The sequence below is a fragment of the Calidifontibacter terrae genome (genome assembly GCF_054778835.1).
On the sequence record NZ_BAAGZF010000002.1, the window covers coordinates 645,570 to 668,857 of the forward strand.

Sequence of the window (23,288 nt, forward strand, 5' to 3'; positions counted from 1 at the left end):
GAATCATGGGCGCATTCCCGAAGGTCCTGGTCGACCAAGCCCACAGCAGCGCCTGGTCATTGGACCGGGCCACCGCAGAGCGGATGAATCCCGCCAACCCGGCCGACGCGAGCCTGCAACTGGCCGCCGATGCGCTGCGCGCGCGCGGATTCGAGGTTGCTGCCCACCGCAAGGGCGAGTTCGACGCGGCGGCGCTTGTTGACGCCGACGTCCTGGTCATCGATCACCCGGCTGAAGCGCGCTCCGAGCGGGTCACCGGCGATCTGCCACCGGTGCTCACCGTCGCCGAGATCGACGCCGTCACCGAGTTCGTACGCGCCGGTGGTGGCCTGGTGGTTTTCGCCGAATGTGAGCAGGACACCTACGGCAACAACGTCAACGACCTGTTGGCCCGGTTCGGCCTCTCGGTCACCAGCACCCTGGTCCACGAGTCCGCCGACGGCGGCCGGCGCCACCATTCCAACGCCACCTGGGTCCTCGCGGAGATCGGCGACGGCCATGGCCAGGGCATCCTCGCGGGCGTCGACGAGCTGTGCTTCTACCGCGCTGGTGTCATCGACACCTCTGCCAACGCTGATGCGCAGGTCCTCGCCCGCACCAGCGCGAGCGCGGATCCGGCTGGGCAGCCGTTGGCGGTTGCCACGACGTACGGCGCCGGTCGTGTGGTCGTCTTCGCCGACTCCGACCTGGTCGGCGACGACTCGATCGACGAGTTGGACCACCGCCGCCTCTGGACCAACGTGGTCACCTGGGCGTCGGCTGGGTCACCAGCATCGCGCGCGGTTGCGCCGATCGCAGCCGGGTCGTCGACCGCGACCCTTCCGGAATGGCTGCGGCTGAAGGATGCGGTGCTGGAGCTGCGGGCGATGCAGGCCAAGGACGGTTCGATCGACGGCTCGACCCAGGACCACGCGCGCGCTCGCGAACTGGTCGAGACGATGATCGCGGCCATCGCCGATCTTGCGCCGCGCTTCTCGCACGACGCCGATTACCTCGCGGCACTCCCCACCGACCTTCGTCGCTGGGTCGAGGGTGGCTTCGAGGTTCCCGATTTCCTTGACTCCCTGCTGCTGTTCCGTCCCGACCAGCACAGGGTCGACGGGATCGAACACCTTGTCCTCTTCCCGATGTACACCCAGAACGGCAACCCCGATCGCGTCTTCGAAGCGTTGTTGATCAGCGTGCCGTGGCCGCAGTGGCTGGCCGAGGTCGAGCAGGCCTACGTCAACCCGGCGTTCGTGCCGGTCAACTTCGTGGACTTCACTCCCGGCTACGACACCAACTCGGCGGTGCTGTTCCCCGAGACCGTCGCCGTACGCGAGGTGCCGAAGTTCCACTGGGGCGCGATCTTCTGCGACCGCGAAGCCGCCCGTTTCCGCCGGGTGACCGAGTCGGCCGCTGACCTGTTGCGCCTGCAGTTGCCGCCGGACGCCGAGCGCCTGGTCGCCTCGCAGGACCTCGCGCAGTCGACGTTTGCGATGTGGGATCTCATCCACGACCGCACCCACAGTCACGGGGACCTGCCGTTCGACCCGTTCATGATCAAGCAGCGGATGCCCTTCTGGATGTACGCGCTCGAGGAGTTGCGCTGCGACCTGACCACCTTCCGTGAGGCGGTGAAGCTCGAGCAGGAGGGCCAGCCATATGCCCGCTCGGTGCAATTGGCGATCCTGTTCGATCGGCTGTTCCGCTTCCCGATCACCGGTGACCGGGTGCGCAACTATGACGGCCTCGGCGGTCAGCTGATGTTCGCCTACCTGCACAAGAACGACGCCTTGCGGTGGACCGACAACAAGCTGTCGTTCGATTGGCGGCGGGTGCCGGAAGTCGTGGTCGAGCTCTGCGAGAAGGTCGAGGTGCTCTATCGCAGCGGCATCGACCGCTCGCGCGTTGCCCACTGGCTGGCGGCGTACGAATTCGTCACCACCTACGTTCAACCGCACCCCGCGTCGACCTGGGCCAAGGGCGCGCAGGCGCTCCCGCTGGACGGGCCGGTCAAGGGGCTGACCGATCTGGTGCAGCCGGACGAGTTCCCGCTGAACGTCTTCTATGAGGCGCTGCGCAAGAAGCTCACCGGCGTCATCGAGTCGACCCGCGGCATGCAGGCAGCATGAGCGCGCGCCGGGTAGTCATTGTCACCGGTGCCGCTGGCGACCTCGGGCGGGCGGTGACCGATCTGCTGGTCGCGCGCGGCTCGACCGTGGTGGCCGTCGGTCGATCCCTGGACCGACTGGGTGAGGCAACCGATCGCTATCTGCCGGTCGAGCTCGACCTGCTGGATGAATCGGCAACCTTGGCCTTCGGTCACGAAGTTGCCGAGGAACACGGCCGCGTCGACGGACTGTTCCACCTGGTCGGTGGCTGGCGGGGCGGCAAGGGGATCGTCGAATCGGATCTGGCCGACTGGGACTTCCTGCACGACAACATCATCCGCACCCTGCAACACGCAACGCGAGCCTTGCACGATCCGCTGGTCGCCTCAGGGGGGCGACTAGCGATCGTCTCCTCGACCGGGGTGGCGAAGCCGACAGCGAAGAACGCGGCGTACGTCGCAGCCAAGGCAGCCGCGGAGGCCTGGACCCTCGCGGTGGCCGACTCGTTCAAGGGGTCCGACGCGGCGGCGGTGATCCTGCGGGTGATGGCGCTCGGCGACCGCAAGGGGTTCACCCCGTTGGCCACGGTGGCCACCGAGCTCGCCGGGCTCTGGGACGAACCGGTGGCGGAGTTGAACGGCCGGATAGTCGCACTTCCGACTGCAGTTCCCGCGTGACGCGGGTCGCGTAGCCCGGAAACTCGCGGAATGTTGCTGAAGGGCGAGGTGAACTGCAGTCCGAAATGCGGTGTTGAGAGGATGGCCCGGTGAGCGAACTTAACCCCCTGCACGACCCGACCGACCGCGGCTTCGCCAGCGACAACTACTCCGGCATCCACCCGGAGGTGCTCGCCGCGATCGTCCGCGCAAACGGGGGACACCAGACCTCCTACGGCGACGACGTCTACACCGAGCACCTCCAGCAGGTGTTCGCCGAACACTTCGGTGCGGGCGTCGAGGCCTACCCCGTCTTCAACGGAACTGGCGCGAATGTCGTTGCGCTGCAGTCGGTCACCGAGCGGTGGGAGTCGGTGGTCTGCACCGCGAGCGCCCACATCCACATCGACGAGTGCGCGGCCCCCGAGCGAATGGGTGGGTTGAAGCTGATGACGGTGCCGACTCCCGACGGCAAGCTCACCCCCGAGTTGCTCGACACCGTGTCGGTGCGCAAGGGCGACGAGCACCACGCGCAGCCCCGCGTCGTGTCGATCACCCAGACCACTGAGCTCGGCACCGCCTACACGGTCGAGGAGATCGGCGCCCTGGTGCAGTCGGCCCATGACAAGGATTGGGTGGTCCACGTCGACGGTTCCCGCCTCTCCAACGCGGCGGCCACCCTCGGAGTCAGCTTCAAGGAGATGATCACCGACACCGGTGTCGACATCGTCTCCTTCGGCGGCACCAAGAATGGGCTGATGGTTGGTGAAGCTGTGCTGGTCCTCAACAAGGACGCGGTGCGCGGGATGAAATACCTGCGCAAGCAGTCGATGCAACTGGCGTCCAAGATGCGCTTCGTCTCCACTCAGCTCGAGGCACTGCTGACCGACGAGCTTTACCTGCGCAACGCCGGCCATGCCAACCAGATGGCACAGCGCTTGGCTGATGCCGTACGAGACCTGCCGGGTCTGACCATCCCGCGTCCGGTGCAGGCGAACGCCGTTTTCGCGGTGCTGCCCAAGAACGTGTCGCTGAAGTTGATGGAGACCTTCCACTTCTACTTCTGGGACGAGGGCACCGGCGAGGTGCGCTGGATGTGCAGTTGGGACACCACCGAAGCCGACATCGACCGGTTCGCTGCGGCCATCAAGGCTGAACTGGGGTGACGACGGCGGCGAAGGCCTGGCGGGTGGGGGTCCTGCTCGCTTTCGTCGCCGCGCTGCTGGCTGGCACTTTTCGCGGCAATGACCGCTGGTGGCCGATTGGTCCGATGGTGATGTTCGCGTTCAGCGTGAATCCCGACGGCGAGGTGCACTCGCTCGGCTTGGAAGCTGACACGGTCGCGGGCGAGCATGTCGTGGTGCCTCTTGGCGCGGGCGGAATCGGCTTGGAACGAGCGGAGATTGAGGGTCAGGCGACCCGGATCATTGCTCAACCGCGGCGGCTGCAGGGCGTTGCCGTTGCCGCATCCCGTTCGTTGCCGAAGCCGCGCTATCGCACGATCTACCTCGTCGACACGGTCAGCCAACTGCGGAACGGTGAGGTCGTCGGATCAGCGCGCCGGGTCATCCAAGCCCGGTGGCAGGTCGTTGATCCCGACCACCCGAAGGACCTGTCATGAACTGGTTCTTCCCGTCGGTTCCCACCGAACGAGTGGTCTGGCTGCGCCGCTTCGTCTACTCCGTGGTGCTGCTCGACGTCTACCTGTTCACGGTCTTCCCGATCGGCCATGGCAACGTTCCCGCCGACCTCTACCAACCGTTGCCCTTCCGCGAGTTCTTGCCGCAGCCGAGCCCGGCGTACGTGCAGGTCCTGCGCATCGTCATCACGATGGCCGCGCTCGTCGCCATCAGCGGCCGACTCCCGCGCCTGTCGGGATGGGTGTGTGCGCTCGGGATGCTCGACTGGGTGAGCAACGCCTACTCGTACAGCAAGATCAACCACGACCACCTCGCGCTGTTGATCGCGCTCTGCGTGTTGCCGCTGGCCGCGAGCAGCGGACGAAACGCAGAACATGATCGCCGGCGCAACGGTTGGTCACTGCGGATGATTCAGATCGCGGTGGTGGCGACCTACTTCCTGGCAGCCGTCTCCAAGGTCCGCGAAGCCGGCTGGGGTTGGGCGAGCTCGGCGGTGCTGATCTGGGCGATCACCCGGCGCGGTTCGGTGCTGGGTGACCTCGTTGCCCATGTTCCGGCGCTGACCTACGTGTTCCAATGGATCGTGCTGGCGGCGGAGTTCTGCGCGCCGCTGATGCTTTGGTTGCGCGGCCGGGCCCTGAGCGCGTACGTCGTATTTTGGCTTCTCTTCCACCTCAGCACGGCGCTGCTGCTCGGGATTCACTTCATCCCAACAGCGGTGTGTCTGCTGGCTTTCCTGCCGCTGGAGCGGATCGCGGATAGGTGTCGATCTCGGTTGCTTTCACGGTGGCCCACACGCTCGACCCGACCTGTAGCCCCAGGTCGTTGAGAGCGCCGACGGTCACCTCGGCGACCATCGGAAAACCAGCGTCGAGGCCGATCCGCATGGTCTGACCGACCAGTTCCACTCGGGTGACGGTGCAGGCCCAGGTGTTGCGCGGCGACCCCGCGGGCTGCTGCGGCCACAGCGACACGGCCGCCGGGCGGATCGCCACCCACAGTGGCCCGCGATCGATGCTGGTGACGAAAATCGGCCGACCGTCGACGAGCACGCCGCGCTCTGACCCGACTCCGGGCAGCAGGTTCAGGCCCACCAGCCGGGCGGCGTACGACGACATCGGCCGCGCGACGATCTGCGCGGGCGTCTGTGGCGGGCTGAGGGTGCCGGCCTCCATCAACTGGATGTGATCGGCCAGAGTCAGGGCATCGAGCGGGTCGTGGGTCACCAGCAGTGTGTACCCCTCGAACTGCGACAGTCGCTGCGCCAGCCCGGCGCGTACGGTGGCCCGCGTCTCCGGGTCGATCGCGGCGAGTGGTTCGTCGAGCAACAACACGGACGGGTCGGTGGCGAGGGCTCGGGCCAGGGCGACCCGCGCGGCCTGCCCGCTGGACAGCGACGCGGGCCGGTCACCGGCGCGATCGGCCAACCCGACGGCATCCAGTTCGCTCAGGGCTCGCGAGCGCGCGGCGGTTGCAGAAACCCCGCGGGACCGGGGACCGTAGGCGATGTTGTCGGCGACGCTCATCCGCGGAAAGAGCGTGGGGGCCGCGAGCATCAGTCCCACCGAACGGCGGTGGGTTGGCAGCGAGGATCCGCCTGTCTGCCAACGGTTTCCGTCGACCTCGACCGATCCGGACGACAGCGGCGTGAGCCCAGCAATCGCGCGCAACAGGGTGGTTTTGCCCGTGCCATTGGGGCCGAGGACGGCCGCGGTGGTGCCGGGCGGGACCTCGAGGCGGAACTCTGCGTTGAACGATCCGCGGGTCACCGAGCCGTCGACCGACAGGCTCACCGCAGCCAACTTCCGCGCAGCAGTGCGAGAACGGCCACGCAGATCAGCAGCATCACCGCGGCGAGGGCCGTGGCGGCATCGATGGACACGTCGAGGGCTTGATAGACCGCCAGCGGACCCGTCTGGGTTGTTCCGGGAAACGACCCGGCGAAGGTGATGGTGGCGCCGAACTCGCCGAGCGAGCGGGCCCATGCCAGGGTCATTCCGCTCAGGATTCCGGGTAGTGCCAGCGGTAGGGCGATGGTTCGCAAGCGGCGCCCTGGGGTCGCGCCGAGCGTGGCCGCCAGTTCGTCGTACGACGGGTCGACGGTGCGCAGCGCGCCTTCGACCGCCAGAACGAAGAACGGTAGCGACACGAACGTCTCGGCGATGATCACCCGGACCGCGTTGTAGGGGAGGGTGAATCCGAACCAGTCGTGCAGCGGCCCGCCGACGACGCCCGTACGCCCCCAGGCCATCAGCAGCGCAACGCCGCCCACGACCGGCGGCAACACCAGCGGAACGGTCACGATTGCGCGCAAGACAGCGATCGCGCGGCCCTCGGACCGGGCCAGGAACCAGGCCAGCGGGGTGCCGAGCAGGGCGCAGATCAGGGTGCTGGACGTTGTGGTCATCAGCGACAGCCGTAGCGCCTGGCCGGCGCCAGCCGTCGTCAGGTCGCGGCCGAGGTGGGTCCACGAGACCCGGCTGAGCAAGGCGATCAGCGGGAAAACGAGGAGGGCGGCGGCAAGCGTCGCGACGGCCTTCAGGCCGAGCGCTTCACCGGCCCGCCCGCGGATCACGGGGTGCCGAAACCGGCGTCCTTCAGCACCTTCGCGAAGGCGGCCGAGCCGACCGCGGCGTAGAACTCCTTGGCCGCGTCGCTGCCGGACAGGTCGTAGATCGGCAGCTTGGTGATGGTGTTCTCGGCGACCGGGATGTCAACGCCGTGAACCTTGGAGCCGGCCGCCTTCACGTCGGTGACATAGACGATCGCCGCGTCCGCGTCGCCGAGCGACACCTTCGCCAGGGTCGCCTTCACGTTGGCTTCATAGGAGATGACGTGGGCCTTGACCCCGGCCTTCTTCAACACGGCGTCGGCGGCGCGGCCACAGGGCACCTGCACCGCACACAACACGGTGTCGACCGAGCCCGACGAAAGCGTCTTCAGCGACGTCACGTGGCCCGGGTTGGCTGCCGGGGTGGCGATCTGCAGTCGGTTGGTGGCGAACAGCCGGTGGGATATGCCGGTGGCCTTCAACGAGGTGGCGCTCTTCTCGTCAGCGAGCGCGACGATGTCGGCGTCGAAGCCGTTGTTGAGCTGGGTGACCAGCGTCGAGCTGGCGCCGAACGACAGCTTGACCTCCAGGCCCGGGTCGTTGGCTTCGAGCGTCTTCTTCAGCGCGGTGAAGGACTCCGTCAGCGACGACGCTGCGAGCACCGTGAGGGTGCGCTTCTGCTGCGGTTGGCTGCTGGAGGTCCCGGAGGTGGTGTCGCTCGATGAGGAGCAGCCGGCCAGCAGGACGGCGCCGGCCAGAGCGCCGGCGGCAAGGCGAGTCCCGGTCATGGTCACTCCAGTTCGTCATCGATCGGTGAGACCACCGGTCGTTTCGCTGTGATGCTATCGCCGGAGCTGGTGCCCCGCAGGCGTCGTTGCACCCACGGACCGACGTAGTCGCGCGCCCACAGCGCGTTCGCGGCCAAGGACTCGCGCCGACTCAGCGGATCGGCCGCGGGAAGCGGTTGGTCCCAGCTGCGCTCGCTGGCGCGGTCGCCGAGAGCCCAGAGCGCTTGAGCGGCGACTCGCTGGTGGCCCTGGGTCGACAAGTGAATGCGGTCAGAGCCGAACATGCGCGGGTCGCGCAGCGAGCGCATCGACCACAGATCGAGAACGTACGCACCCTGTCGTTGGGCGATGCCCCAGACGTTGGCGTTGTGCACCGCACAGCGCGGGCGTACGTGGCGCAGCAGGGCCGCGTCGCCGGGGTCAGCGCTGGTGGCGAGCAGAACGTCGATGCCGCGCTGGCGCAGCCGCGCGACGGCGGCTTCGAGCTGGTCGGCGACCGCGTCGAGATCGGCCTTCGGGCGCAGGATGTCGTTGCCGCCACCGACCATCGACACCAAGTCGGGGTCGAGCTCGAGCGCCGCCTCCAACTGCGGTCCGACGACATCGGCCAACAGTCGCCCGCGGATCGCCAGGTTGGCATAACCGAACGGCGCTTCCTCGTCACGATTGCGCGCGGCCAGCGCCGCCGCCAGCCGGTCGGCCCACCCGATGTAGGCGTCGTTCGTCGTGGGGTGCGGGTCGACCATCCCTTCGGTGAACGAGTCGCCGATCGCGACATAACGGGTCCAGAGCTTCATGGAAGCCTCCAATCGATGGGGTCTGCGCCCAGGTCCACGAGCAACTCGTTGACCCGACTGAACGGCCGCGATCCGAAGAAACCGCGGTGGGCGGACAGTGGAGAGGGGTGGGCGCTTTCGACGTACGGAGTGTCACCCAGGTGGGGCACGAGGTCGCGGGCATCGCGACCCCACAGGATCGCCACGAGCGGCCCGCCGCGGGCGACCAGAGCGCTGATGGCGGCGGCGGTGACGGCCTCCCACCCGCGGCCGCGATGGCTGGCAGGCGCGCCCGGGCGCACCGTCAAAACCCGGTTCAGCAGGAGGACCCCCCGTTCGCTCCACGGGCTCAGGTCGCCGGTCGTGGGGCGCGGGAGGCCGAGGTCGGACTCCAACTCGGTGAAGATGTTCGCCAGGCTGCGCGGGACAGGTTGGACCTGCGGCGCAACGGAAAACGACAGCCCGACCGCATGACCCGGCGTCGGGTAGGGGTCCTGCCCGACGACAAGCACTCGTACGGTGTCCATCGGCTGCGCGAAAGCGCGCAGCACGTTCTCGGGTGCGGGGAGGTAGGGGCGCCCCGCAGCCACCTCCGTACGGAGGAAGTTGCCGCACTCAGCGAGTGCGGCTGCCGCGGGCGTGAGGGCTTCGGCCCAACTGGGATGGACCAGTTCGGACAGCGGCGCGGGCATATGGCCAACCTAAACCCGGCCTCCGGAACACCGCGCGAGGGCCCGGCGTTCACCCACCGTGCACTCCCATTTCAACGGCCTGAAAACGGCCCTGCTGTTCGGCGCCATCTGGGCGCTGCTGCTCGGGGTGGGCTCACTGATCGGCGGCGGCCGGTTCATTTGGGTGTTCGCGCTGATCGGTTTGGCGACCACCTTCTACAGCTACTGGAACAGCGACAAGATCGCGCTGCGATCGATGCAGGCCTACCCGGTCAGCGAGATCCAGGCGCCGGCGATGTATCGCATCGTGCGAGAGCTGTCGACGGGTGCCGGCAAGCCGATGCCGCGCCTGTATATCTCGCCGACGCAGGCGCCGAACGCCTTCGCGACCGGGCGTAGTCCCAGTCACGCGGCGGTCTGTTGCACCGAGGGGATCCTCGGGTTGCTCGACGAGCGCGAGTTGCGCGGGGTGCTCGGCCACGAACTGATGCACGTCTACAACCGCGACATCCTGACCGCCTCGGTTGCGGCGGCGCTCGCCGGGATCATCACCTCGGTCGCCCAGATGATGATGTTCTTCGGCGGCGGGTTCGGCTCCCGCGACGAGAATCGCCCCAATCCGATCGCGATGCTGCTGATGGCTTTCCTTGCTCCGTTGGCTGCGGCGCTGATCCAGATGTCGATCAGCCGCACCCGCGAATACGACGCCGACGAAGATGGCTCGAAGCTCACCGGCGATCCGCTGGCGCTCGCGTCGGCGTTGGCCAAGCTGGAGAACGGCACAGCGCGCGCCCCGCTGGCGCCGACCCCTCGGGTGGTCAACGCGAGCCACATGATGATCGCGAATCCGTTTCGGGCGCAGGACATCTCGCGCATGATGTCGACCCATCCGCCGACCGCTGAGCGAATCGCGCGGCTGCAGGCGATGGCCGAAAGACCACGGCCGTAGGTATAGAGAACGTAAATTCTTCGCGCCGTTCAGGGGAACATAGCGGCGTTCATCGCCTGAGGGCGCGGTTGAGGCGGCAAGCTAGCCGGAGTCCGATGCACGGGGGTGTTTCGGGCCACCGTCACCCTTTCAAGGAGCCACCATGCTGCCCTCCCGCCTCCTCGGCGGTTCGGCGGTCTGCGCGCTCACGTTCGCCATCACTGCGCCCTCGGCGCAGGCGGCGACGAACGTCGGCACCGGACCGATCGATCCCGCGCTCACCACCGTGAGCCTGCTCAACACCAACGACTTCCACGGTCATTTCACCAAGGATTTCGCCTGCACGGTCACCACCGCGCAGAACCAACTCGGCGCCGCCTTCCTGTCCGCCGGCGACAACATCGGCGGATCGCCGTTCGCGTCAGCCGCACAGCAGGACAACCCGAGCATCGACTACCTCAACGCGCTCGGCCTGCAGGCTTCCGCCGTCGGCAACCACGAGTTCGACAAGGGTTTCGCCGACCTCACCGGTCGGGTTGCCTCGCGCGCCCAGTGGACCTACCTCGGCGCGAACGTCTACAAGGCCGGAACCACCACCCCGGCGCTGCCGGAATACAAGGTGATCACCGTCAACGGCGTCAAGGTCGGTGTCGTGGGTGCGGTCACCCAGGAGGTGCCGTCGCTGGTCGCGAAGAGCGGGATCGATGGTCTGGAGTTCGGTGATCCGGTCGCCGCTGTGAACAGGGTGGCCAAGCAGCTCAAGGATGGCAACGCCGCCAACGGGGAGGCCGACATCGTCATCGCCGAGTATCACGAGGGTGCCCCGGAGGGTGCGGGTGTGACGCTGGCGAAGGCCGAGTCTGATAGCCCGGTCTTCAAGCACATCGCGGCCGACACCACCCAAGACGTCTCCGCGATCTTTACCGGCCACACCCACCAGCTCTACTCCTGGGATGGCCCGGCGACGACCGGCACCCGCCCGGTGATTCAGACCGACTTCTATGCGGCGTACCTCGGCGTTTTGAAGTTGGGCTACGACCCGGCGACCAAGACCGTCAAGCAATATTCGTTGGAGAACCGGGCGGTCACCGCGCCGACCGCTGCCTGCGCGGCTGACAGCAAGTACCTCTCCGCCGCGAGCATCGTCGACACCGCGAACGCGCGGGCCGACGTGATTGGCGCCCAGCCGATCGGCAAGACCGCTGCCGACATCACCACGGCCTACTCCGCGGATGGCTCGCGCGACGACCGGACGCGTGAGTCGACGCTGTCGAACATGATCTCGCAGAGCTACGTCGACGCGATCAATGCGCCCGGCCGCTCCGGCGGGGTGCAGATCGGGGTGATGAACCCCGGCGGTGTACGCGCGGAGTTGCTGAAGGGTTCCGACGGCACCATCACGTACGCCGACGCGGCGGCGATCATGCCGTTCAACAACACCATCGTCACCAAAGACCTCACCGGTGCGCAGTTCCAGAAGGTGTTGGAGGAGCAGTGGCAGCCGGCAGCCGCTTCGCGACCGTTCCTGAAGCTGGGTCTCAGCAAGAACGTGACCTACACCTATGACCCGAACGCGGCGAATGGCTCCCACATCACCTCGGTGACGGTCGACGGCAAGCCGCTGGATCCGAAGGGGATCTACAAGATTGCCTCGAACTCGTTCCTGATGGACGGGGGCGACAACTTCGCCACCTTCGCTGAGGGCAGCAACAAGGCCGACTCGGGGCTGATCGACCAGTCCCAGTTCATGGAGTGGATCAAGGCGAACAGCCCGCTGGCGCCGAGTTTCGCCAAGAACGGCGTGGCCGTCGAGAACCAGCCGACCACGCTTGAGGCCGGCAAGGACTCGTCGTTCACCATCTCCGGGATCGATCTGACCAGCCTCGGCGCGCCGACCACCACCTCGGTCGAGGTCTTCCTGGACGGCAAGTCGTTGGGCAGTTTTCCGGTGACCAAGAGCCTGTCCGCGACCCCGCCGGTCCCGACCCGCAATGAGTCGGCGGCCATCACGATCAAGGTCCCGGCCGATGTCGCTTCGGGTGCTGGAGTGCTGACCGTCAAGGCTTCGCAGACCGGCACCGTCGTCACGATGCCGGTGCAGTTGGTCGGTTCCGGAGCGACGACAACCCCGACCGCGACCTCGACTTCGACCTCGACGGGCACCTCGACGGGCACGGCGACGGGCACCTCGACGGACGTGACCGGCCCGCCGGTCGTGACCGACGGTGACCAGGGCTCGACCGGCGCCAACGACCGCCTCGCCCTTGTCGGCGGCGCCGGTCTGCTGGCGCTCCTCGGCGGCGCATGGGTGCTGGGTCGTCGACTGAGCTGACCCCAACCCCGCAGCAGACGCTGCACTACGCGACGGACGCTGCAGGCACCCCTGCAGCGTCCGTCCGTACGTGCAGCGTGTGCGGGCCGGGCGACCACCGACCGCCCGGATGGCAGAGTGAGCGCATGCCCGTTCTTCTGCAGACTGAAGCCGTCACGCGTGCGGCCCTGGTGACCGTCAATTCCTACGAGGTCGATCTCGACCTGACCACCGGTGATGAACTGTTCGGTTCGAGATGCCAGGTGCAGTTCTCGGCTGCCACCGTCGGTGCCTCGACCTTCTTGGACCTGAAGGCCCATTCGGTCGAGTCGATCACCCTCAACGGTCGGCCGATCGATCCTGCCTCGGTCACCGACGGGCGAGTCGAACTGCCCGACCTGGCGCAGGACAACACGGTGATCGTGGCCTCGACGATGGCCTATTCACACGACGGGCAGGGGCTGCACCGCGCGGTGGACCCGGCCGACGGCGAGGCCTACGTCTATGGCATGAGCTTCCTGGACGCCGCACCGCAGGTGTTCGCCTGCTTCGACCAGCCCGACCTGAAGGCGCCCTACAACGTGTCGGTGAAGGCCCCTGATCACTGGCTGGTCATCGGCAATGGTGCTGAGCGGCAGGAAGGTTCGGTCTGGCATCTGGCAACGACCAAGCCGCTGTCGACCTACTTCTGGACAATCTGCGCGGGACCCTACGCGGTGGTCCGCGACGAATACGCGGGGGTGCCGCTGGGGGTCTTCGGTCGTGCGTCGCTGCGCACCGAGCTGGAGCGCCACGCGCCGCAGATGCTCGAAGTCACCAAGGCGGGCATCGACTTCTACAACGACCTGTTCGGCATCGACTACCCGTGGGGGAAGTACGACCAGGTGTTCGTTCCGGAGTTCAACGCCGGCGCGATGGAGAACCCCGGCTGCGTGACCTTCCGCGATCAGATGCTCTTTCGCGGAACGCCTTCTCGCGCCGAGTTGCTCAGCCGCACCAACACAATCCTGCACGAGATGGCCCACATGTGGTTCGGCGATCTGGTGAGCATGAAGTGGTGGGACGACCTGTGGCTCAACGAGTCATTCGCCGAATACATGGCGCACCGATCCTGCTCCGCAGCAACGGAGTTCGACAACGCGTGGGTCGACTTCGGCGCCCTGCGCAAGAACTGGGGATACCAAGCAGACCGCGCCCCGTCGACCCACCCGATCGCCGGCAACGCCGCGGCTGACAGTGACTCCGCCTTGGCCAACTTCGACGGGATCTCCTACGCGAAGGGTTGCTCGGCGCTGCGCCAACTGGCGGCGTACGTGGGGGATGAGGCGTTCGTCGCCGGGGTCCGTGACTACCTGACGAAGCATTCGTACGGCAACGCGACGCTGGCCGATTTCCTCGCCGCGATCGCGGGCCACACCGACCGGGACCTCGCCGCGTGGTCCGCGGTGTGGCTGGAGACTTCGGGCACCGATGTGTTCGCGGTCGAGGTGGCCGGCGACCCGATCCAGCGGGCCGAGGTCAGAGTGACTCCCGCCCACGATGGCGATGTTCGGCCACACGTCACCGACGTGGCCGGCTTCACCGATGGGGAACAGGTCTGGCGCACAGACCTTTTCGAGCTATCCGTGAACGCCCCGCAGATTCCGGTCACCGGGCGTCCGGCCGCCAAGCTGGTGGTCCCGAATGCCTCCGACCTCACGTGGGCGATCGCGTCCTTCGACGCCGACTCACTGGCGGCGATCCCGGAGCAGTTGCCGCAGATCGGCGACGCGGGGGTGCGCGGTGTTGTCTGGAGTGCCCTTCTGAACGGTGCCTTCCTGGCGACCGTCGACCCGCGACGCGTCATCGACACCTTCACCCGGGCGTGGCCGCGCGAGTCCGATGACTCCGTACGAAGTCTGATCCCGACCACGGTCGCCGGGCGGATCGTGCTGTTGCTGCCGCCGACCGAGCGAGCCGCCCAGCGCGCGCGGATCGCCGACACCGCTGAGGCTGTCTTGTCTGAGTCAACCGGAGCAGCACAGTTGGTTCCGGCCCGGTTGGTTGCCGGCACCACCACCGACGTCGACTTGTTGAGTTCCTGGGCCGACGGGTCGATGCTGCCGTCGATTCTCGACGGAGACTTGGAGTTCCGCTGGTTGGCGATGCAGCGGCTGGCCGAACTGGGTGCGGTGGACGACGCCGCCATCGACCAGTTCGGTCAGCAGGACCGGTCGATGGCCGGCGCGCGGAATGTGTTGACTGCCAAGGCATCTCGGCCCAACGCCGCGGCCAAGCAAGCGGCGTGGAAGCGGTTCGGCGAGGACGATTCGCTGTCGAACTATGAGGCAGCGGCTATTGCCCAAGGCTTGTTCGAGGCCGACGATCTCGACCTGGTCCGCCCCTACGTCGCGCGCTACTTCGAGGTGCTTCCCACGCTGGCGAAGCGCTTTGGTGAGTATGCCGCCCAGCGCGTCGCAACGGCGGCCTTCCCGCACGCCTTGACCGACGCCGACACACAGGCGCAGGCCCACGCGATGGTGCGAGGAACCAACGCCCTGTCGGCGAACGTACGCCGGTCGCTGGTGGATGAGACCGCCAAGCTCGACGAGGCGCTCCGCTCTCAAGAGGTGTTCGGCGGGTGATCCGCGGCGCGGTCCAGGTGGTCGATGGCTCGGGCGAGGAACTGTGGCGCGAGGGTGACGTCGACGAGGTTGGTCCCACCGCATCGGTCGGGAAGCTGCTCCTGCTCGCCGCAACGGCCGAGAAGCTCGATTCCGCCGAGATCGACGGGGCGCAGCCGCTGGCGAAGAACAGCGTTGCGCCCGTTGCGGATTCGGGTATCTGGTTCCACCTGGACCAACCGACGCTGAGCGTCCTGGATTGCTGCCGGCTGATCAGTGCGGTCAGCGACAACCACGCAACCAACGTGCTCCTGAACCGGATCGGACTGTCCGAGGTCGACCACTACACCGATCGGCTCGGGGTCGCCCCGATGCGCCTACTCGACCAAGTGCGCGATCACCGCGGACCGGGGATGCCGCAGACTTTGTCGTTGGCGAGCCCGCGATCGCTGGTCGGTTTCCTGCGGTTGCTCGACGACGGCACGGTGTCACCTCGGGTGCGCGACTGGATGCGGTTCAACACCGACCTGTCGATGGTGGCGTCGGCTTTCGGTCTCGACCCGCTCGCTCACATCGACGAGAAACCGTTGCTGCACAACAAGACTGGCTCGGACTCGGGCGTGCGAGTAGACGTCGGCACCCTCGCCGGCGACCGCCGTACGCTGCACTACGCCGCCGTCGCCCGCTGGTCGCCGGACGATCCGGACGCCCGCCCGGCGTTGGCCTGGATGCGGGGGATCGGCGAACGCATACGCGATCTGGTCTGAAACAACTGGTCCGGTCTCACCTACCTCCTGAAGGGGAGGCGGGTGAAACCGGACCAGTTAGTTCAAAGAGCGGGTCAGGGAACGATGACCGACAAGACCTCGGCCACGCAGGCCGGCTTGTCGTTGCCCTCGATCTCGATGACGGCCTTCGCCTTCACCGTGAAGCCCAGCGCCGACGGTTCGACGGAGAGCAACTCGAATCCACCGCGCACTCGGGAGCCGACCGGGACCGGGGTCGGGAACCGAACCTTGTCGGAGCCGTAGTTCACGCCCATCCGAACACCCTGGACGGTGTAGACCTGCCAGGCAAGCATCGGCAGGAGCGACAGGGTGAAGTAGCCGTGGGCGATGGTGCCGCCGAACGGGCCGCTCTTGGCCTTCTCGACGTCGACGTGGATCCACTGGTGGTCACCCGTGGCGTCGGCGAACTGGTTCACCGCTTCCTGGGTCACGGTCTGCCAGTCGCTGAAGCCGAGGTGTTCCCCGACGGCGGCCTGCAGTTCCTCGATGCCGTTGAAAGTCCGCACGATCAGTCCCGCGGCCCGCCGGCGACGTAAATGACCTGGCCGCTGACGAAGCCGGCACCTTCGCTGCAGAGGAACGACGCGGTGTGTGCGATGTCCTCCGGGCGACCCACTCGGGCCACCGGGATCTGCGAGGCGGCTGCCTTCTGGAACTCCTCGAAGTCCATGCCGACTCGCTCGGCGGTGGCGGCGGTCATGTCGGTGACGATGAAGCCGGGCGCGATCGCGTTCGCGGTGACACCGAACTTGCCGAGCTCGATCGCGAGGGTCTTGGTCAAGCCCTGCAGGCCCGCCTTGGCTGCGGCGTAGTTGGACTGGCCGCGGTTACCCAGCGCCGAAGTCGAGGAGAGGTTCACGATCCGGCCGTACTTCTCCTTGGTCATGTGCGCCTGAACCGCGCGCGACATCAGGAAGGACCCACGCAGGTGGACGTTCATGACGGTGTCCCAGTCGGAGACGCTCATCTTGAAGATCAGGTTGTCGCGCAGCACCCCGGCGTTGTTGACCAGTGCGGTCGGCGCGCCGAGTTCGGTCGCGACTCGCTCCACCGCTGCCGCCACGGCGTCCTCGTTCGACACATCGCAACCAACCGCGAGGGCCTTTCCGCCATCTGCAGTGATCTGGTCGGCGACCTGCTGGCAGGCGGCCTCATCGAGGTCGAGCACGGCCACCTGGAAGCCGTCTTTCGCCAAGCGCTGGGCGATCGCGGCTCCGATGCCGCGGGCGGCTCCGGTGACGATGGCGGTTCGGTTTTCGCTCACTGATTTCTCCTTCGTACGGGTCTTCGGAGCGTACGGGATGTGGTCGCTATTGCGACCACATCCCTTTACTACGGGTGTAGTTCAGAGGCCGAGGTCTCGGCCGATGAGCTCCTTCATAATCTCGTTGGTGCCGGCCCAGATCTTGTGGACGCGGGCATCGCGCCACGCGCGGGCGACGCGGTATTCGGCCATGAAGCCGTAGCCACCATGTAGTTGTACGCACTCGTCAAGCACAGCGCACTGGACCTCGGCGGCCCACCACTTCGCCTTCGCGGCATCGACCGCGGTGAGCTTGCCGTCGGCGTGTGCGGTGACGCAGTCGTCGACGTAGGCCTCGGTGACCTCGACCTTGGTGACCATCTCAGCGAGCTTGAACTTGTTGTGCTGGAAGGTGCCGATCGCGGCGCCGAACGCCTTGCGCTCCTTGGTGTATTCCAAGGTCTCCTCAAGGATCTGGCGCGCGTTGGCGATGTTCGCGATGGCGTTGCCGAGGCGCTCCTGCGGCAACTTCTGCATCATCGAGATGAAGCCCATGCCCTCGGGACCGAGCAGCCGGTCGGCGGGCAGCCGTACATCCTCGAAGAACAGCTCGGAGGTGTCGGACTCCAGCTGACCGATCTTGTCCAGCTTGTTGCCCTTGCTGAATCCCTTGTCATCCTTGTCCAGCACGAACAGGGAGATGCCCTTGGCGCCCTTGGCCGGGTCGGTGCGTACGGCGACAACCGCGAGGTCGCACTGGTGGCCGTTGGTGATGAATGTCTTGGAGCCGTTCAGGATCCAGTCATCGCCATCGCGTACGGCGGTGGTCTTCAGGGCGGCGAGGTCCGAACCGCCGGAGGGCTCGGTCATCCCGATCGCGAGGATCGACTCACCGGTGACGACGCCGGGCAGCCAACGTTCCTTCTGCTCCTGCGTTCCCAGCGCAACGATGTAGGGCGCGGTGATGTCGGAGTGGATCCCGAAACACGACGCGGTCGCTGCGTTGAACTTCGACAGTTCCTCAGCCAGCACCGCGTTGAAGCGGTAGTCCTCGACGCCGGCGCCACCGAACTCCTCCGGGACGGTCAGGCTGAAGAACCCCTGCTTTCCGGCCTCAAGCCAGATGTCGCGCGGGATTTCGTGCTTCTCCAGCATCTCCTCGGTGCGCGGCTTGAGCGAGCGCTCGACGAATTCGCGCACGGACGCGCGGAACGCCTCGTGGTCCTCGGTGTAGATGTTGCGGGGCATGGCTGCCTTCCGTCGGAGGGGGTTTCCTCCCATCGTAGGCGGCGACTTACCGGCCAGTAATAGAGCCCGTAGGTCGAAACAACTGGTCCGGTCCGAGGTCGCGCGAAAGTTCGCGTTCCCTCAGACCGGACCAGTTGTCTGCAATCTTTGCAGCGGTCAGGCCGACTGGGCCGCCTTCGCCTTCGCCTTGCGACGGTAAGCGTGCAGGATCGGTTCGGTGTAGCCGCTGGGCGACGTGGTGCCCTGCAGGATCAGATCGCGGGCTGCGCACCACGCCAGCGACTGCTCGAAGTCCGGCGCCATCGGCCGGTAGTTCGGGTCGCCGGCGTTCTGGCGGTCGACGACGGGCGCCATCCGCTGGAGCGCGTCGACCACGAAGGCCTCGTCAACCACGCCCTGCTCGATCCAGTTGGCGAGCAACTGGCTGGAGATTCGGCAGGTGGCGCGGTCTTCCATCAGGTCGACATCGTTGATGTCGGGCACCTTGGAGCAGCCGATTCCCTCATCGACCCAGCGCACCACGTAGCCCAGGATCGACTGGCAGGAGTTGTCGACCTCGGCCTTCTTGTCGGCGTCGGTCCAGTTCGGGTTCTCGGCCACCGGCACGGTCAGCAGCTGGTCGAGCGTCGCGCGACGACCGCCCTGGGCGATCTTCGCCTGCTCGGCCCGCGCGTCAACCCGGTGGTAGTGGGTGGCGTGCAGGGTCGCGCCGGTTGGCGACGGAACCCAGGCGGTGTTGGCGCCGGCCCTCGGGTGGCCGATCTTCTGCTCGAGCATCTCGGCCATGAGTTCGGTCATCGCCCACATGCCCTTGCCGATCTGAGCGTGGCCGGGCAGGCCGAGCGCAATGCCGGTGTCGACGTTCCAGTCTTCGTATGCCGTCATCCAGGTCGAGCCCTTCATCTCCGCCTTGCGGATCATCGGGCCGGCCTGCATCGAGGTGTGGATCTCGTCGCCGGTGCGGTCGAGGAAGCCGGTGTTGATGAAGATCACCCGGTCGAGTGTCTGGGCGATGCAGGCGCCGAGGTTGACCGTGGTGCGTCGCTCCTCGTCCATGATGCCGACCTTGAGGGTGAATTCCGGCAGTCCGAGCACCTTCTCGACCGCGCCGAACAGCTCGTTGGTGAAGGCGACCTCGTCGGGGCCGTGTTGCTTGGGCTTGACGATGTAGACCGAGCCGGTGCGCGAGTTGCGCTTCTCGTTCTTGGGGTCCATTCCCGGGATTGCGCCCAGGCCGGTGACCAGCGCGTCGAGGATGCCCTCGGGCAGTTCGTTGCCGTCGGCGTCGAGAACCGCTGGGGTCGTCATCAGGTGGCCGACGTTGCGGCAGAGCATCAGAACGCGGCCCGGCAGCCGCACCTCGTCGCCGCCCCGCCCGGTCCAGGTGCGGTCGGGGTTGAGGGTGCGGGTGACGGTCCTGCCGCCCTTGGTCAGCTCCTCGCTGGCGGTGCCGTCGTTGAGCAGCAGCCAGTTGCGGTAGCCGACGACCTTGTCGTCGCCGTCGACCGCGGCAACGGAGTCCTCGAAGTCCATGATCGCGGTGACCGCGGACTCCATGACGATGTCCTTGACGCCGGCTTTGTCTGTTTCGCCGATCGGCGAGGTCGGGTCGATCTGGATCTCGATGTGCAGACCGTTGTGTCCGAACAGAATTCCGGTGGGGGAGTTCGCGTCGCCGGAGTATCCGAGGTAGGCCGAGTCGTCGCGCAGGCCGACGGTCTCGCCGCTGGCGAGCGTGGCCGAGAAGCCTTCACCAGCGCCGTACGACGTCACATCGGCGTGGGAGCCGGAAGTGAGGGGCAGTGAGTCGTCCAGCAGTGCGCGACCCCAGGCGATCACCTGGTCGCCGCGGACGCGGTTGTACGACGAGCCCTTCTCGGCACCGTTCTCCTCGGAGATGGCGTTGGTGCCGTAGAGCGCGTCGTAGAGCGAACCCCAGCGCGCGTTGGCCGCGTTGATCGCGAAACGGCGGTTGAGGATCGGCACCACCAGCTGCGGCCCGGCGACCTCGCTGATCTCGGGGTCCACGTTCTGGGTGCGGGCCTGGGCGCCGGCGCCCGGCTCGTCGACCAGGTAGCCGATTTCCTTCAGGAAGGCGGTGTACGGCTCGATCTGCGGCGCCCCGGGGTGGTCGCGGTAGTAGCCGTCGAGTTGAGACTGCAGGTCATCGCGTCGGGTCAGCAGGTCGCGGTTGCGACCAGCGAAGTCGCCGAATACCTGAGCAAAGCCGGCCCAGAAGGTGTCGCGATCGACACCGGTCTTGGGGAGGGCTTCCTTGTCGATGAAGTCGACCAGGGTCTTGTCCACCTGGAGGCCGTTGAGCGTGACGTGCTCGGTCATGGGGACGTCCTTTCCGTACGCGATTGATCCGTGGTCCAGTGTTCCGCGAGTTCCGCAATGCGACAAACAGTTTCCAAACAACGGAAACAGTGATCAGTTGTTCAACTCGGAGCGACCTCAATGCTACTCACCGGTAGGGGTGGTGCGGGCGACTGGAGCACCGAACTTCTGCCCCGCCACTCGACCCCGGACGGCGGACGGATGCAGCGCGCAAGCACCGGAATCCGCTAGATTCCGGTGCGCTCACCGACCCGTCCGCGAAAGGTCCCGTGTGTCCCAAGTCGAGGCTCCCGCCAAGGAGCACCACAGCCCGCTGAACCGCGATCTCAAAGCCCGCCACCTGAACATGATCGCGATCGGTGGCGCGATCGGCACCGGCCTGTTTGTCGCCTCCGGCGGCACGATCAGTCAGGCCGGTCCGGGCGGTGCGCTGCTCGCGTACGGCCTCATCGGGATCATGGTCTTCCTGCTCATGCAGAGCCTGGGGGAGATGTCGACCTACCTGCCGTTGTCGGACTCGTTCCAGGCCTACGGCACCCGATTCGTCTCGAAATCCTTCGGGTTCGCGCAGGGGTGGAACTACTGGTTCAACTGGGCCATCACCGTGGCGGCGGAGCTGGTCGCGGCGGCCTTGGTCATGCAGTACTGGTGGCCCGACGTTCCGAGTTGGATCTGGTCGGCCAGCTTCCTGACGATCCTTTTCCTGCTGAACGCGATCACGGTGAAGGCGTTCGGCGAGGGCGAATTCTGGTTCTCCGCGGTCAAAGTCGTGACGGTCATCATCTTCCTGATCGTCGGACTGCTGATGATCCTGGGCGTGATGGGCGGCAAGTCGCCCGGCTTTTCCAACTGGACCAACGGCGACGCCCCGTTCGTCGGCGGACCCTCGGCGATCCTGGCGATCTTCATGATCGCCGGCTTCTCGTTCCAGGGCACCGAGATGGTCGCCGTCGCCTCCGGTGAAGCCGAGCATCCTGAGCGCACGATCCCGAAGGCGATCAAGGCCGTCTTCTGGCGGATCCTGCTGTTCTACATCGGCGCCATCGCGGTCATCGGTTTCCTGCTGCCCTACACCGACAAGCGACTGCTGTCCGCCTCGAACAATGGCGACATCACCGTCGCGCCGTTCACCCTCGTCTTCGAGCGGGCTGGCATCGCCGGCGCGGCCGCCGTGATGAATGCGGTGATCCTGACCGCGATCCTGTCGGCCGGAAACTCCGGGCTCTACGCCGCCACGCGGATGCTGCACAGCCTTGCTCGCCACGGCACCGCTCCCTCGTTCTTCGCCAAGATCACCTCCCGCGGGATCCCGCTGCCGGCCCTGCTGGCGACCACCGCCATTGGTGCGCTCTGCTTCTTGACGAGCCTGGCCGGCAACGGCACTGCGTACACCTGGCTGGTCAACGCCTCCGGTCTGGCCGGGTTCATCACCTGGTGTGGCATCGCGTGGAGCCACTACAAATTCCGCAGAGCGTATGTCGCGCAGGGCAACGACCTGGCGGATCTGCCGTTCCGCGCGCGCTGGTTCCCGCTCGGCCCGGTCGTCGCGTTGGTCATGTGTGCGGTGGTGATCGTCGGCCAGAACTACAACGCGTGGCTGACCTCGAACCCGGACATCAAGGGGCTGCTGTCGTCGTACATCGGACTGCCGCTGTTCCTTGGCCTCTGGTGGGGCCACAAGCTCGTCACCCGCGCCCCCTCGATCGAGCCGCGGGACGCCGACCTGCGGCGCGAGTGATCCAGTTTCATTGATGTGTCGTACGAAGGACTCCCGATGACCAACGAACGCTTCGTTCTCACGTTTTCCTGCCCCGACCAGCTGGGCATCGTCAGCGCTGTGTCCTCGGCCTTGTCACACCTCGGGTGCAACATCACTGATGCGCAGCAGTTCAACGACACGATCAGCGACGCCTTCTTCGCGCGGATCGAGTTCGAGCCCATCCGTCGCCCGTTGGCAAGGGAGGCAGTGGCGGCGGCGCTCGATCCGGTGCTGTCGACCTTCGGCGCGCAATTCACCGTGCGCTCGACCGCGCGCCGGCCCCGAGTGGTGATCCTGGTGTCGAAATTCGACCACTGCCTGGTCGACTTGCTCTACCGGCGGCGCACCGGTGAGCTCGACATGGACGTCGCCGCCGTCGTCTCGAATCATCCGCGCGAGGCGGTCGGTCCGGTCGACCTCGGTGACATCCCGTTCCACTATCTGCCGGTGACCGCAGCGACGAAGGCCGGTCAGGAACGGGCGTTGTTGGATCTGGTCGAGTCGCTCGACGTCGAGCTGGTCGTGTTGGCGCGCTACATGCAGATCCTCAGCGACGACCTGGCAAGGGCGCTGTCCGGCCGGTGCATCAACATCCACCACTCATTCCTGCCCGGGTTCAAGGGCGCCAAGCCCTATCACCAGGCTCATGCGCGTGGCGTGAAGCTGATCGGGGCGACGGCGCATTACGTCACCGGCGACCTCGACGAGGGGCCGATCATCGCGCAGGACGTAGAGCCGGCGACCCACCGCGACACCCCGGATGACCTGGTCCGCAAGGGCCGGGACATCGAACGCCGGGTGTTGGCGTCGGCCGTGGCCGACCACCTCGCCGGCCGGGTGTTGGTGAACGGCTCCACGACGGTGGTGTTCAGCGCGTAGCGTGTCGGGGGGGA

Annotated in this window: 19 protein-coding genes and 1 pseudogene; 11 read left to right on the plus strand and 9 right to left on the minus strand. The window is 66.8% G+C overall.

Translation table 11 applies throughout. The annotated features are described in order from the left end of the window. Nucleotides 1-5 precede the first annotated feature (5 nt). The 5 genes and pseudogenes from ACYU98_RS05835 to ACYU98_RS05855 all read left to right on the plus strand — a co-directional run. Entirely contained in the window at nt 6-2,114 is a 2,109-nt protein-coding gene (locus ACYU98_RS05835) for a DUF6421 family protein (RefSeq protein ID WP_460467247.1), read from the plus strand. Next, entirely contained in the window at nt 2,111-2,770 is a 660-nt protein-coding gene (locus ACYU98_RS05840; RefSeq protein WP_460467248.1) for an SDR family oxidoreductase, read from the plus strand. Before ACYU98_RS05835 ends, ACYU98_RS05840 begins: the two co-directional genes overlap by 4 nt. Before the next feature lie 89 nt (nt 2,771-2,859). Next, a complete protein-coding gene (locus ACYU98_RS05845; RefSeq protein ID WP_460467249.1) occupies nt 2,860-3,915 on the plus strand; it encodes a threonine aldolase family protein in 1,056 nt (351 codons plus the stop codon). Continuing rightward, nucleotides 3,912-4,370, plus strand: a complete 459-nt coding sequence (locus ACYU98_RS05850) for a hypothetical protein (RefSeq protein ID WP_460467250.1) — start codon at nt 3,912-3,914, stop codon at nt 4,368-4,370. Before ACYU98_RS05845 ends, ACYU98_RS05850 begins: the two co-directional genes overlap by 4 nt. 209 nt (nt 4,371-4,579) lie before the next feature. After that, nucleotides 4,580-5,053 (plus strand): annotated as a pseudogene (locus ACYU98_RS05855) (hypothetical protein); the annotation flags it as partial. A gap of 40 nt (nt 5,054-5,093) precedes the next feature. Here ACYU98_RS05855 and ACYU98_RS05860 read toward each other — a convergent pair. Genes ACYU98_RS05860 through ACYU98_RS05880 form a run of 5 tightly spaced genes read right to left on the minus strand, consistent with a single transcriptional unit; the run spans nt 5,094 to nt 9,196 of the window. Further along, nucleotides 5,094-6,182, minus strand: a complete 1,089-nt coding sequence (locus tag ACYU98_RS05860; RefSeq protein WP_460467251.1) for an ABC transporter ATP-binding protein — start codon at nt 6,180-6,182, stop codon at nt 5,094-5,096. After that, nucleotides 6,179-6,964, minus strand: coding sequence for a molybdate ABC transporter permease subunit (gene modB / locus ACYU98_RS05865; protein WP_460467252.1), 786 nt, complete (start codon nt 6,962-6,964; stop codon nt 6,179-6,181). The genes ACYU98_RS05860 and modB overlap by 4 nt, the downstream gene beginning before the upstream one ends. After that, the gene (gene modA / locus ACYU98_RS05870) at nt 6,961-7,728 is read right to left on the minus strand and encodes a molybdate ABC transporter substrate-binding protein (protein ID WP_460467253.1); all 768 of its coding nucleotides are present in this window, start codon (nt 7,726-7,728) and stop codon (nt 6,961-6,963) included. The genes modB and modA overlap by 4 nt, the downstream gene beginning before the upstream one ends. 2 nt (nt 7,729-7,730) lie before the next feature. Then, a complete protein-coding gene (locus ACYU98_RS05875; protein WP_460467254.1) occupies nt 7,731-8,525 on the minus strand; it encodes an SGNH/GDSL hydrolase family protein in 795 nt (264 codons plus the stop codon). Further along, on the minus strand, nt 8,522-9,196 hold the full coding sequence (locus ACYU98_RS05880) for a uracil-DNA glycosylase (protein WP_460467255.1): 675 nt from the start codon (nt 9,194-9,196) through the stop codon (nt 8,522-8,524). The genes ACYU98_RS05875 and ACYU98_RS05880 overlap by 4 nt, the downstream gene beginning before the upstream one ends. A gap of 58 nt (nt 9,197-9,254) precedes the next feature. Here ACYU98_RS05880 and htpX point away from each other — a divergent pair, with 58 nt between their 5' ends. The 4 genes from htpX to ACYU98_RS05900 all read left to right on the plus strand — a co-directional run bounded on the left by htpX (nt 9,255) and on the right by ACYU98_RS05900 (nt 15,784). Beyond that, nucleotides 9,255-10,124, plus strand: coding sequence for a zinc metalloprotease HtpX (gene htpX, locus ACYU98_RS05885; RefSeq protein WP_460467256.1), 870 nt, complete (start codon nt 9,255-9,257; stop codon nt 10,122-10,124). A 142-nt stretch (nt 10,125-10,266) separates the two neighbouring features. Beyond that, on the plus strand, nt 10,267-12,435 hold the full coding sequence (locus tag ACYU98_RS05890) for a bifunctional metallophosphatase/5'-nucleotidase (RefSeq protein ID WP_460467257.1): 2,169 nt from the start codon (nt 10,267-10,269) through the stop codon (nt 12,433-12,435). A 125-nt stretch (nt 12,436-12,560) separates the two neighbouring features. Beyond that, the gene (gene pepN, locus ACYU98_RS05895; RefSeq protein ID WP_460467258.1) at nt 12,561-15,038 is read left to right on the plus strand and encodes an aminopeptidase N; all 2,478 of its coding nucleotides are present in this window, start codon (nt 12,561-12,563) and stop codon (nt 15,036-15,038) included. After that, complete coding sequence (locus tag ACYU98_RS05900) at nt 15,035-15,784, plus strand: serine hydrolase (protein ID WP_460467259.1); 750 nt, start codon at nt 15,035-15,037, stop codon at nt 15,782-15,784. Before pepN ends, ACYU98_RS05900 begins: the two co-directional genes overlap by 4 nt. Before the next feature lie 74 nt (nt 15,785-15,858). Here ACYU98_RS05900 and ACYU98_RS05905 read toward each other — a convergent pair whose 3' ends face one another. The 4 genes from ACYU98_RS05905 to ACYU98_RS05920 all read right to left on the minus strand — a co-directional run bounded on the left by ACYU98_RS05905 (nt 15,859) and on the right by ACYU98_RS05920 (nt 20,636). Then, on the minus strand, nt 15,859-16,311 hold the full coding sequence (locus ACYU98_RS05905) for a MaoC family dehydratase (protein ID WP_460467260.1): 453 nt from the start codon (nt 16,309-16,311) through the stop codon (nt 15,859-15,861). 2 nt (nt 16,312-16,313) lie between these two features. Then, entirely contained in the window at nt 16,314-17,069 is a 756-nt protein-coding gene (gene fabG / locus ACYU98_RS05910) for a 3-oxoacyl-ACP reductase FabG (protein WP_460467261.1), read from the minus strand. A gap of 81 nt (nt 17,070-17,150) precedes the next feature. Continuing rightward, entirely contained in the window at nt 17,151-18,296 is a 1,146-nt protein-coding gene (locus tag ACYU98_RS05915; RefSeq protein ID WP_460467262.1) for an acyl-CoA dehydrogenase family protein, read from the minus strand. Between the two features lie 156 nt (nt 18,297-18,452). Next, complete coding sequence (locus ACYU98_RS05920) at nt 18,453-20,636, minus strand: malate synthase G (protein ID WP_460467263.1); 2,184 nt, start codon at nt 20,634-20,636, stop codon at nt 18,453-18,455. Between the two features lie 271 nt (nt 20,637-20,907). On the opposite strand from ACYU98_RS05920, the gene ACYU98_RS05925 reads away from it, so the two are divergent. Together ACYU98_RS05925 and purU are read left to right on the plus strand one after the other, a co-directional pair. Next, complete coding sequence (locus ACYU98_RS05925; RefSeq protein WP_460467264.1) at nt 20,908-22,374, plus strand: amino acid permease; 1,467 nt, start codon at nt 20,908-20,910, stop codon at nt 22,372-22,374. A gap of 36 nt (nt 22,375-22,410) precedes the next feature. Continuing rightward, nucleotides 22,411-23,274, plus strand: coding sequence for a formyltetrahydrofolate deformylase (purU, locus tag ACYU98_RS05930; protein WP_460467265.1), 864 nt, complete (start codon nt 22,411-22,413; stop codon nt 23,272-23,274). Nucleotides 23,275-23,288 lie beyond the last annotated feature (14 nt).

What these genes read in the sequence shown, in the direction of transcription:
- ACYU98_RS05915 (WP_460467262.1), bottom strand. Translation starts at nt 18,296, where the DNA reads ATGCCCCGCAACATCTACACCGAGGACCACGAGGCGTTCCGCGCGTCC.
- ACYU98_RS05890 (WP_460467257.1), top strand. Translation starts at nt 10,267, where the DNA reads ATGCTGCCCTCCCGCCTCCTCGGCGGTTCGGCGGTCTGCGCGCTCACG.
- ACYU98_RS05880 (WP_460467255.1), bottom strand. Translation starts at nt 9,196, where the DNA reads ATGCCCGCGCCGCTGTCCGAACTGGTCCATCCCAGTTGGGCCGAAGCC.
- ACYU98_RS05835 (WP_460467247.1), top strand. Translation starts at nt 6, where the DNA reads ATGGGCGCATTCCCGAAGGTCCTGGTCGACCAAGCCCACAGCAGCGCC.
- ACYU98_RS05840 (WP_460467248.1), top strand. Translation starts at nt 2,111, where the DNA reads ATGAGCGCGCGCCGGGTAGTCATTGTCACCGGTGCCGCTGGCGACCTC.
- ACYU98_RS05920 (WP_460467263.1), bottom strand. Translation starts at nt 20,636, where the DNA reads ATGACCGAGCACGTCACGCTCAACGGCCTCCAGGTGGACAAGACCCTG.
- pepN (WP_460467258.1), top strand. Translation starts at nt 12,561, where the DNA reads ATGCCCGTTCTTCTGCAGACTGAAGCCGTCACGCGTGCGGCCCTGGTG.
- ACYU98_RS05875 (WP_460467254.1), bottom strand. Translation starts at nt 8,525, where the DNA reads ATGAAGCTCTGGACCCGTTATGTCGCGATCGGCGACTCGTTCACCGAA.
- modA (WP_460467253.1), bottom strand. Translation starts at nt 7,728, where the DNA reads ATGACCGGGACTCGCCTTGCCGCCGGCGCTCTGGCCGGCGCCGTCCTG.
- purU (WP_460467265.1), top strand. Translation starts at nt 22,411, where the DNA reads ATGACCAACGAACGCTTCGTTCTCACGTTTTCCTGCCCCGACCAGCTG.